Below are 11,931 nucleotides of genomic sequence, written 5' to 3'. Positions count from 1 at the left end.
TTAACAACCAGTTAAGCCGACAATGCTAATGTACTGAAACTCCAAGAGATGATAAAGCATTTACACAGGAAACCTATGGCGACATTAATGATGATATTACTTTTGGTTATGTTCAGCGCCGTAGTCATACTGATTTGGGCAAAAATAAAGGGCAAACCGATCCCGACCTTAGTGATAGTTATGCTCATTTTCATGGGGATCTGTTTTGCAGGTGTTATTGGCTTTATTAATAAAGGTGAAGACTATCAAGCCTACCAAACATTGAATTGGCAGCCACTTGAACCGCAAAAAATTGCTGACTATGTGGCACAAGGAAATATCGTGTTGGTTGATATTACGGCAGACTGGTGTGTGCCCTGCCAAACCAATAAAGCCAATGTGCTTCATCGCGAGCAAGTGGTCAATACATTAAACCAACGGCACATTATCTTAATGCAAGGTAACTGGACCCGAGCTGATACTGTTATTGAGCAGTATATGGGCCTGCAAGCCGTTGCTGGTACCCCATATAATAAAGTCTATGGCCCAGCCTATCCAAATGGTATTGAGCTGCCTAAAGCACTTATTATTGACGACCTTTACCATGCTTTATCGTTAGCCAACCCGAACGGTGCTTAAGTGGCAGTATGAAAATAAAAAAAGACTGCCACAGCAGTCTTTTTGTCATTGAGCCAATAACGCTCATTGCCACTTCAATTAATTAGAAGCGATAGTTTATACGGCCATAGTAGAAACCACCGTTGTAATCGAATGGACCACTTTCATAGTACACCGCACCTAACGCACCTAAAGTGCCGTCTTTTAGCTTCTGCGCTTCTTGATCGAAGATGTTGTTTGCACCCACTGATACGGTTAAGTTATCAAGTACTGCATAGCTGACTTCAAGGTCGATAGTCACGGCAGCGTCTGCCGTTTCAGACCCCCAATCAGAAGTATCATCAGCATGGGTTGCATAGTACTCACCAAAGACATTACCACGAACTGACATGCTTAAATCATCCCAGCTTTGGCCCCAAGTAAGGGTGGCCCGGTGTGCAGGAATACCATCTTCTAAACGACGAACCTTACCCGCGTCCGTTGTTTCAGGGTCAAATTTATCAACAATGGTATCAGTCCAACCATAGGCTAAACTAAATTTGGCATCACCTGACAGCATTTCTGTAGTATAAGTACCTACAATATCTACACCTTGAGTCGTTGTGTCAAAGTCATTAGTGTAGAAGGTTACCGCCGAGATCAACTCAGGGAATTCAACACCAGCAGCGCGTAATGCATCATAGTCACTGGCTTCAACCGAAATTTGGCTTGACTGCGCAATACGACCGGTTACTTCAATGTTGTAGTAATCAACGGTTAAGAACAAGTTATCGTATTGATACACAAAACCTGCAGCAAAGCTTACAGACTCTTCTGGATTGAGCACTTCACCACCATAGAAAGCGGCTAAAGGATTGGTTGGCGGCGCAATAAAGGTTTGAATCAAATCACCGTTAACAATCGATGTTTGGGTGTTCACTACGTTTTCTTGACCCACAGTTGGTGCGCGAAAACCGGTACTGTGTGAAGCACGAAATGATATTTCATCGGTGGCAACATACTGCGCGGTTAACTTATAGTCTAGTGTGTCACCAAAAGTAGAAAAATCTTCGTAACGCAGTGCAAAACCTAACAACAAATCATCGGTGACATGCGCTTCAACGTCGGTATAAACACCAATATTGCTACGGTCATTTTTACCCGCAGACTCTGGACCAAAACCTTTAAAGCCGTGAGAGCCAATATTGAATTGTTGACTAGCATAAGGACCAGCAATCCAAGAGGCTTCATCACCTTGACCAATTTCAAATGATTCTTCACGCCATTCAAAACCAGTAGCAAAGCTAATATCTTCTAAGCTACCGATAGTCACGAAACGGCTAAAGTCTATGTTAACAGTTGTTTCTACTTGCTCGTACGACCCGGTATCAAAGTCAGTGGGAGTATCTAAGCCCAGAGAAGGGTTTAGTGAGTTCTTTAAACCAAAGCTGGCTTTATTGCTGCCGGTACCCGCACTGGCATCATACATCCACTCGCCTAACTCGCCTTTAACACCGGCAAAGAAAGACATATCTTCAATTTTACCAGTGAATTGAGGCGTATACCCGCCAGGACGAATTTGGTTCATTGAGAAACAGTTCGGATCGGCAACCATTGATTGATAATCATCAGTCGCTAGCACATTAGGCACATTTGCAGAGACATTACCAACCCAAGAACACGATGCTACGCCATTCTCAGCTAAACCAACGTCACCGACTAATAATGTTTCACCATCATCAACCGAGTAAACATTACCGCGATTATGTGGATTACGGTAGTAGAAACCACCTGTTGCTTCGCGTGAGGATACGTTACCAAAAGCGTATAAATGAGTCTTATCATTGATATCAAAGCCTGAATTTACGAATACAGTAAAATCATCTTCGATTTCTGGGTTACCCCAAGTTTGCGCAGGGTCTGGAATTGATGTGTTACCCGCCTCAGCAATATCAAAAGCATCGGGGCGTTGTACACTGCGGCTAGTCGCATCAGCGGTTTTATATTGTGCACTGATGTTAATAAAACCATCATCCGTCAAAGGTAAACCAATATTACCGTCAATGGTGGTTGCTGCGCCGTCACCTTCGTAATATTCACCCTGACTAACAGTAATTGATCCGCCTTCAGAGTCATCTTTTAATACGAAGTTCATCACACCCGCAATCGCATCCGATCCATACTGCGCCGCAGCACCGTCACGTAATACTTCAACTTGCTTTAATGCCACACCAGGGATCACAGAAATATCAGGGCCTTGTGCACCATCGTTAATACCACCACCTTGGAAAGCAATAACGGAAGCACGATGACGGCGTTTGCCGTTGACCAAAATAAGCGTACTGTCAGACGGGAGGCCACGTAAGTTGACCGGGCGAACAAGCGTCGCGGCATCACTAATAGGTTGTGCTCGAGAGTTAAAAGAAGGCACTGATGTCACTAACATATCGATCATGTCAGTCGAACCATTTTTTTTCAGGTCATCACTGCTGATAATATCAATTGGAACTGGTGAATCACCAATCGAACGAGGTGCCGCACGAGAACCTACGACTGCGATTTTTTCGACATTGTCTTTTTTTGCGATGTCTTCATCTTCAGCAAAAGCTTGAGAGCTAATAACCGTTCCGGCAAGTGCAAATGAAATGGCTAAGCTCAGAGAGCTGATACCAAATTTAGATTTTTTTGATTGAATCATTATTATGTTCTCAATTGCTTATTATTGTTGTTTGTCGACGATATTTTTCACAAAAATGAGTGAAAAACATGTCTCTCCCTATCGAAATACTCCCTATTTCTAATACATTTTTATAACAATTAAATTACAATTGCTAACACTTTTTTGGATAAATAAGCACATGCTAAATAGAGGTTAACAAAAACATAACCTAAGCAGTTGATTTTTAGTGACATAGATCACACAAAAAATTATTTTCAATAAGTAAACTTTTACAACACAATCTCCATAAAACTCAACTGTAACCATAATTTTACGTTTAAAACCATGTTTTTTATAACGAGAGTTTTAAATAAAAACATCTAAAGTGAATCATCTAATTCCGATTCGATTTCAGTCAATCTTTGCCAATTAATATTGACCCGTGTAGCTTAATAAAATAATCTAAACAGACGTTTGATTTATACTTATTACTAATAACCAAAAATAATAACCAAAAATATCTAAGGTGGTATGTATGGCATATGATGCAGATTCAATACTTGATTTACACCAATACACATCCATAGTTGATTTAATCGAAAAAGCTTGCGACAAGTATGCAGATAACACGGCATATGCCTGTCTTGGAAAAGGCACTACGTTTGCTGAAATAGAACGAAATTCTCGCCATTTTGCCAGTTATTTACAGCATTGCACCTCGTTGCAACCGGGCGACAGAGTCGCAATCCAGCTGCCTAATATTACTCAGTTTGTTATCGCAGCTTATGGCGCGATTCGTGCGGGAATGGTGTTAGTCAATACCAACCCAATGTACACCGAGCGCGAACTTATTCATCAATTTAACGACTCAGGTGCAAAAGCCTTAGTTGTGTTATCTGATTTACTGCCAACCTTACCCAACGTCATCAGCAAAACAGCAGTAGAGTTGGTTATTTCAACCCACGCAATGGATCTTATTCAGCCACAACAACAGCCAGATACGTTATTCGATAAAGTCACCTTTATCGCCGTGTTAGCGGAAGGAGCCCAACATCAATACCACCCCGTAAAACCAACCCACGATGACTTAATTGCATTGCAATACACAGGTGGAACAACGGGTTTGTCCAAAGGCGCTATGCTCAACCATGGCAACCTTTTAGCCAATTCTGGCCAAGTAAAGTCACGAATTGCCAGCACCATGACCGAAGGACATGATGTATTTGTCGCACCATTACCGATTTATCATATCTATGCTTTTATGGTTAATTTAGTGTTGTATTTTGAGTCTGGTGGTTGCTCAGTATTAATTCCAAACCCTCGTGATATTGCTGGGCTAATCAATACCATGAAAGCCTATCCATTTACCGGGTTTGCCGGCTTAAACACTTTATTTGTCGGTCTATGCCATCAACCAGAATTTAAAGCCCTAGATTTCAGTAAAATGAAAATAACCATTTCGGGTGGTACGGCATTAACCAGTGCAGCGGCTGATTTATGGCAGCAAACCACAGGTTGTATGATTTCAGAAGGCTATGGTTTGTCTGAAACATCTCCGGTAGTCAGCATTAATGCCCCAGGATATCAACGCCTTGGTACTATTGGTAAACCAGTATTAGGGACTGAAGTTCGAGTACTGGATATAGATGATAATGAGGTCGCGGTCGGACAAGCTGGCGAACTTGCCGTGCGTGGCCCGCAAGTGATGCTAGGGTATTGGAATAAGCCAGAAGAAACCGCTAACGTCATGACCAAAGACGGCTTTTTTAAGACTGGCGATATTGGGGTTGAGAGTGAAGATGGTTATCACACCATTGTCGATCGGAAAAAGGATATGATTATTGTCTCTGGCTTTAACGTTTATCCTAATGAAATCGAAGATGTGCTATCAACCCATGAGTTAGTGCTCGAATGTGCCGTGGTGGGGGTTGAAGATGAACGTTCTGGTGAAGCAGTAAAAGCCGTGATTGTTCTAAAACAACAATCGACGAATATTGATGAGACAAAACAAGTCATTAAAGATTATTGTCGCAGCCAACTGACCGCATATAAAGTGCCACGAATTATTGAGTTTACAGAACAACTACCGAAAAGTGCAGTTGGCAAAATTTTGCGTCGGGAGCTCCGTAAATAGAGAGCGAGTAAATAGAGCGTTATGTTGGTAAAACGTCAGGTCAATCACCTCAACTCAGGATAATAAGCACTCATCAAGCTGTCGTTATCAAGTGCGATTATCTAACTGTGATTATCAAGCTGTGATTAACGTCATTTAACACGGTTAATCGATTTGAATAAAAAAGATGCCTAGGCATCTTTTTTATTCGCCACACAAGCTCATACCTTAAAGCGATAACGATTATGACGACTCGTTATCCATCAATAACTGTAAACTGGCAAATTCACGATATAGCTCATTGCTCGCCATTAATTCGTTGTGGGTGCCGCTGGCAACGAATAGCCCTTTATCTATCACAAAAATTCGGTCTGCATTGATCACGGTCGCCAAACGATGGGCAATAATCACCGTAGTCCGTTTGGCCATAAGTGAATCAAGCGCCTGCTTTACTTTGATTTCGCTTATGGCATCTAACGCACTCGTCGCTTCATCAAGCAGTAATATTGGTCTGTCAGCAAGAATAGCTCTTGCAATAGCAATACGTTGCTTTTGCCCGCCAGACAAACGGACTCCACGTTCACCTAAGTAGGTCCAATAGCCTTCAGTAAACTCGCTAATAAACTCATCCGCTTTAGCGGCAATACAGGCCTGTTTCACCTCTTCATCGCTGGCATCTAAGCGACCATAACGCACATTGTCGAGGACATTCATGGCAAAAATCACCGACTCTTGCGGCACAAGCGCATACTGTTGGCGTAAGTCAGCCAATGTCAGAGTCGAAATATCAATACCATCTAATAAAATTCGCCCTTGTTTAGGCTGATAAAAACGCATCATTAATTCAAATAAGGTGCTCTTCCCTGCTCCGCTAGGCCCTACTAACGCCACTCTTTCACCTGGAGCAATCGTTATCGACAACTGGCGGATCACGTCTTGTCCCAGATCAGACGGGTAAGCAAAGCTCACCTTATCAAAATTAAGCAAACCATTAACAGGCACGACTAATTGATTCGGTGTAACTTGCTCAGGTATATCAATAGGGGTATTAACTAACTCAACTAACCGCTCTGCTGCGCCAGAGGCGCGCTGGATCTCGCTAAACACTTCACTGATGGTCGCCACCGAGCCTGCAACCATAACGGCATAAAACATAAACGCAGACAGCTCACCACCGGTGATACTGCCAGACATAACATCTTGTGCCCCAATCCAAGTCACAAAAGCTATCGCCACAATGCTTAAAAACATCACAGTTGAAATCAGTAGTGCGCGATATTTGATCCTGCCTTTAGCCACATCCATTACCGCCTCAACTCGGTCGGCAAAGAGTTGGCGGTCTTTAGCTTCGTGGGTATACGCTTGAACAGTATGAATCTCATGTAATGTCTCATCGATATACGCACCAAGATCACCGACCCTATCTTGGCTTTTCCGCGACAAGGTTCTCACTTTCCGTCCAAAAAAACTGACTGGCCCTAATACCAAAGGCACCGCTAACAACACTAAAGCCGTCAATTTAACACTGGTAAAAGCCATCATAACGATGCCACCAACCACAGTCACACTTGAACGCAGCGCCATAGATAAACTGGACCCGACAACGCTTTGTAACAAAGTGCTGTCTGCGGTAAATCGTGAAATCACCTCACCCGTTCGCTGAGTCGCAAAAAAAGCAGGTGATAACAATAATAAATGATTGTATACCTGTAACCGAATATCAGCACTGACCCGCTCGCCAAGCCAGGTCATAATATAAAACCGGCAGAAAACCGCAGTGCCACTGATCGCGGTAATAGCAACTATAAACAACATAATTTCATTCAAGCGCCCAGCATTATCAGCAATAAAGCCTTCATCGACCATTAACCGAACACCTTGCCCAAGCGATAGCCATGCAAGCGATCCAATAAACAGAAATACAATCGCCGCCACTACCTTCATACGATAAGGAGACAGAAATTGTAAAATCCAAGGTAAAACAGGGTGTCGTAAGCGCGGGTTAGCAGCAGAGGTAGCCGAGGTTGAAGTAGTCGTTAAATTCGTCACAGTATTAACCAGCGTATAAAACCAAGATGTATTGATAATAACAACAAAACACAATATTGTAGATGTCTTAACAACAAGGCATCTATACCACGGCCTAACTGACCTCAACTTGGGATAATAAACGGTTATCAAACCGCTCCTTGTCCTACTGTCAGTGTTGCATTGACTTGCCATCGACTCGGCGATGCGATCTGCGGCAACATTAAGCGATTCAAACGCCGCTATTGTAGGCGTTGAAAGGCTGGCGCCAACCATGCTTAATATTGATGATGTAGATTATTAAACTGGCGTATGGTTATCCCAATGGGACTGCTGCTGAGGGGATAACAATATTAATCAATCTGCCAGAGGTGATTGAAACAAACGCCCCAGTGTGTTTACTAGAGCATGGCTACATTGGCATGGGGAGATCATTGTAGATGCAGGCACCGCAGCATGTTATTTACGTTACCGTCAAGCAACATCAGCCGCAGATCGCCCTATTATAAATGTTGAAACGAGCACCTGTTAACCGTAACAAAACACCATTAAGATTCAGGATAACGCTTTTCAATCGCTTTCAAAGAGCGTAAAAACAAGCCTAAACCACCCACGCTGAGTACCAAAATAACGATTAAATCAAACGCGCTCATGTAAGAAAAACGAAAATGAATCGAGCTTATCACCCCAAAAATCAACGCCACTAACGAACCAAATGTCAGCAACCACCCAAGAATATTTTTAGCGTTATAAAACATAATTCCCACGCCAAACATAAAGGGGATCATCACCATGCCACTGGTAAGTCCAAAGCCGCCCAGCTGATATAAATGGCTGCTAAAACCAAATGAGCTGGTTACTTTGATAGCATTTAACAACATATAAAAGCCACCACAGATCATCACTAACCCAATAAAGAACTGACCCATTCCACCAGATGTTCCACCAGCACCTTTCATCATTATCCCTTGAAAACCATTATTTTACGGCAATATATTGATATTACTCAACCGTACCGTTAATAGCAATTATCTCTGTTGCATGAGTCTTTTTACCGAATAATGATTTACCATCAAAGCAGAATATTTATATCACCTTGTTTATATTAAAAATTCAACATGGAGTCTAAAAATAGCTATTTCAGGAGGAAAGACAGATAACCGATAAAATCGCGGCACTAGGCTAATTGTCCTTATTAACTTGTTTAAGTCTAAGCCTCGCGCTGCTAGGTGTTATCTGAGATAATATCTGGCTATTTTATCGATATTCTTTTTATTAGGTAACACCGTTATGACAACCCAATTTGCTTGTTCAGGTATAGAGCTTGAGCTTTTTCGTTATCCAAGCCAACAAGCATCAAACTTACAAGCATGGGATGCCGCTGATGAACACCTAATCAAATATTTAATCGACGCCGAAATAACAGCAACCACTACCGCCATCCTTAATGACAATTTTGGTGCGCTGACGTGTGCTTTAGTAACCCAAAATCCAAACAGTACATTGCTTGTCGAAACGGATGCAAAAACCAGTTTACTGGGCTGTCAGCAAAATTTATCACACAACAAACTGGCACCAAGCGACATACATTGGTTAAATAGCCGCGATACATTGCCGCAAAATATTCAGTTAGTGCTGATGAAGTTGCCGAAAAACCTACACTACTTTAGCCAGCAACTTGCGCGTTTATCCACAGTGCTACCTGCAGGAACCCAAGTCCTGATTGGGGCTAAAGCCAAGTCAATTAATCCAGCATTGCTGGCCAGTATTGAAAAAAACCTTGGCCCAGCCTCAGCCAGTTTAGCGTGGAAAAACACACGGGTTATCAGCTGTATTAGCGATGGCAAACAACGCCCATTAGCAAAAGCGGTGAGTTGGAATGTCGATGAGCTTAAACTCACTATGAGTAATCTTGCTAATGTATTTGCTGCCAATAAACTCGATATCGGCGCAAGGATTATGCTCGACAACATGCCCAAAGGTGAATTCAACCACATTATAGACTTAGGCTGCGGTAACGGCATTTTAGGATTACACGCAAAGCAATGTTATCCCGATGCGCATATTCACTTTGTGGATGATTCTGATATGGCAATAGCCTCGGCCAAGCATAATTGGCAAGCTAACGCTTTAGAGACTCACACCCCAAACACTCAGACCCAAAAACCAGATAGTCAAAACCCAGCGGCGCCTCAAGCCTTTTTCCATTGGGACGATTGCCTGAGTAACTTGCCAACAGATGTTGAGCCAGACTTAGTGATATGCAATCCACCGTTTCATCAAGGTGAAGCCATTACCGACCATATCGCTTGGCAAATGTTTGTTGACGCCCATAAACGTTTAAAGAAAGGTGGCTTATTACATATCGTCGGCAACCGGCATTTGGCCTATCACGTTAAAATAAACCGCATTTTTAAAAACTGCACCACGGTTGCATCCAATGGTAAATTTGTAATTTTACAAGCGATAAAATAACCCTATTAACGACTGACAGTGAGCCCTTCAGTCGCTTGACCAAGAGGCTGAAGCCATGTTGATAAAGCGACAACCCGGTCTACGAATGGCTTTTTGCAGACCTTAGAGCGAATGTCCACTAAAGCATTTCCAACTTAACCTAATACGCAAATTAACCAATACAAAGTCGTCTTTAAGAAAATGTAAACGTTATTTTTACGTTAAAAAGGAAGTTATAACCGTGAAAAGTATTTTTTTATTTGGTGAGTGTATGGTCGAATTACAGCGTGTAACGGCCACCAGCTTACAGCAATCTTTTGCTGGTGATGTGTATAACACTGGGGTTTACCTTAAGCGCACCTTTAGCGATATTAGCACGCACCTAGTCACAGCCATTGGCCAAGATAGTTTTAGCCAGGCCATGTTGCAACGCTTTGAAGATGAAAAAATTAATACCGATATAGTCTTTCAAAGCACTGACAAAATTGCCGGCCTGTATGCAATACAAACTGACAGTAAAGGCGATCGTAGCTTTACATACTGGCGCAGCGACTCCGCAGCACGGCAAGTGATGCAATTTATTGACGATGCAGCCATCAGTAAAATCTCTCAGGCGGATATGGTGTTTTTTTCAGGCATTTCTTTAGCGGTTATTAAAGAAGAAGATCGCGAAGCGTTTTGGTTACTGATTAAACAATGTAAGCAAGCGGGTGTCAGTATTGTATTTGACCCTAACTACCGCGCAAGAATGTGGCACAGTCCAGACCAAGCAAAGGCACAGTTTGATATTGCGTTTAGTGTGGCCGATGTCGTACTCCCAGGTGTTGATGACTTTAATCAACTTTACGGTATTCGTTCTGTTGAAGACATCATTGCGTTCTGCCAGCCTTACGCCATTAACGAACTGGTGGTTAAAAACGGTAAAAACAGCATTCACTATGTGATTAATGGCCAGCAACAGCATTTCTCGATCATACCTGTGACAAATGTTGTCGACACCACATCAGCGGGTGACTCGTTTAACGGGGTGTATTTAGGCGCGCGCTTAACTGGCGTTGATATCAGTACCTCCATTAAATTAGCCTCACAAGCGGCAGGATTTGTTATTCAGCACAAAGGGGCTATGGCCCCTAAAATTGAGTTTCATCAATTTATTGAACGTCAAAAATTAATCATGCTATAACAGCTAAAGAGACATCTTTTGTCGCTTATTGAGTCATTCGTGTTTTAGCTTTAAACCAAGTAATATTATTGAGTCATTTGGACCATTTACCCTATAAAAGTAATAAGAAGACATTGAACATGGACTATTTAGCCATCAATAAACACGCATGGAACCAGCGAACTCAAATCCACCTCGACTCAACATTTTACGACCTTAATGGCTTTGTTAACGGCAAGTCATCACTCAATCCAATCGAGCTTGAGCAAGTCGGCGATGTGTACAATAAAACCTTGCTTCATCTGCAATGTCACTTTGGCCAAGACAGCTTATCGTGGGCAAGACTTGGCGCCAATGTCACTGGCGTAGACCTATCCTGCGAGTCGATAGCAAAGGCTAAGCAACTAGCGGCCCAATTGCAATTATCGGCAAGATTCATTAACCAGGACATCTATCAATTTGGTGAAAACAATACCAAGCAATACGATATCATATTCACCTCATATGGAGTGTTATCTTGGTTACCAGACTTAACCCGCTGGGCGCAAACCATTGCTGGAGCATTACGTCCAGGCGGTGAATTTCATTTGGTTGAGTTCCACCCTTTTAATGATGTGTTGTGTGGTTATGGATACTTTCCCCAGACACAACCGGATATCGAAGATGAAGTAACCTACACCGAAAACCACAACGACCAAATTGAAACGGTAGTCACTTGGCCACATCCGATAAGCGAAGTCATTAGCGCACTCATTAATGCGGGGCTCAGCATCGAAGCCTTTAACGAGCATCCTTACAGTCCCTACAACTGCGTCGAAGGTTTGGAGTTTGTGGCAGGTAAAGGTTACCAGCTAAAACATCAAGGCCACCTCATCCCACTGATTTACTCTATTAAAGCAAGCAAAGTGGGGTAAGTATCAGCCTGAATCCTGTTTACAG

General features: G+C 42.5%; 8 protein-coding genes. 5 read left to right on the top strand and 3 right to left on the bottom strand.

The genetic code is table 11. The features are described from left to right. The first annotated feature begins 87 nt into the window (after positions 1-87). A complete protein-coding gene (locus CXF80_RS18660; protein WP_443019068.1) occupies positions 88-618 on the top strand; it encodes a thioredoxin family protein in 531 nt (176 codons plus the stop codon). Positions 619-700: 82 nt separating this feature from the next. Here CXF80_RS18660 and CXF80_RS18655 read toward each other — a convergent pair whose 3' ends face one another. Continuing rightward, positions 701-3,274, bottom strand: coding sequence for a TonB-dependent receptor plug domain-containing protein (locus CXF80_RS18655; protein WP_101034389.1), 2,574 nt, complete (start codon positions 3,272-3,274; stop codon positions 701-703). Positions 3,275-3,770: 496 nt separating this feature from the next. Between CXF80_RS18655 and CXF80_RS18650 the strand changes: the two genes are divergently transcribed. Then, positions 3,771-5,369: an AMP-binding protein gene (locus CXF80_RS18650; RefSeq protein ID WP_101034388.1), complete on the top strand. Its 1,599-nt coding sequence runs from the start codon at positions 3,771-3,773 to the stop codon at positions 5,367-5,369. Between the two features lie 222 nt (positions 5,370-5,591). Here the strand turns inward: CXF80_RS18650 and CXF80_RS18645 are convergent, their stop codons facing one another. Then, positions 5,592-7,397, bottom strand: coding sequence for an ABC transporter transmembrane domain-containing protein (locus CXF80_RS18645; RefSeq protein WP_443019067.1), 1,806 nt, complete (start codon positions 7,395-7,397; stop codon positions 5,592-5,594). A gap of 527 nt (positions 7,398-7,924) precedes the next feature. Continuing rightward, entirely contained in the window at positions 7,925-8,335 is a 411-nt protein-coding gene (locus CXF80_RS18640; RefSeq protein ID WP_101034387.1) for a hypothetical protein, read from the bottom strand. A 331-nt stretch (positions 8,336-8,666) separates the two neighbouring features. Between CXF80_RS18640 and CXF80_RS18635 the strand changes: the two genes are divergently transcribed. The 3 genes from CXF80_RS18635 (at position 8,667) to CXF80_RS18625 (ending at position 11,906) form a co-directional block, all read left to right on the top strand. Beyond that, positions 8,667-9,851, top strand: coding sequence for a methyltransferase (locus tag CXF80_RS18635; protein ID WP_101034386.1), 1,185 nt, complete (start codon positions 8,667-8,669; stop codon positions 9,849-9,851). Between the two features lie 220 nt (positions 9,852-10,071). Beyond that, the gene (locus CXF80_RS18630; protein ID WP_101034385.1) at positions 10,072-11,013 is read left to right on the top strand and encodes a sugar kinase; all 942 of its coding nucleotides are present in this window, start codon (positions 10,072-10,074) and stop codon (positions 11,011-11,013) included. 119 nt (positions 11,014-11,132) lie between these two features. Next, positions 11,133-11,906 carry a class I SAM-dependent methyltransferase gene (locus tag CXF80_RS18625; protein WP_101034384.1) on the top strand — a complete coding sequence of 258 codons (774 nt, stop codon included), beginning with the start codon at positions 11,133-11,135 and terminating at the stop codon, positions 11,904-11,906. Positions 11,907-11,931: the final 25 nt, after the last annotated feature.

Origin of the sequence: Shewanella sp. Actino-trap-3, from assembly GCF_002836275.1 — a bacterium.
Lineage (GTDB): Bacteria > Pseudomonadota > Gammaproteobacteria > Enterobacterales > Shewanellaceae > Shewanella > Shewanella psychromarinicola.
The sequence above is the reverse complement of the archived record's forward strand: the minus strand, read 5'-3'. Positions and strand labels throughout refer to the sequence as shown.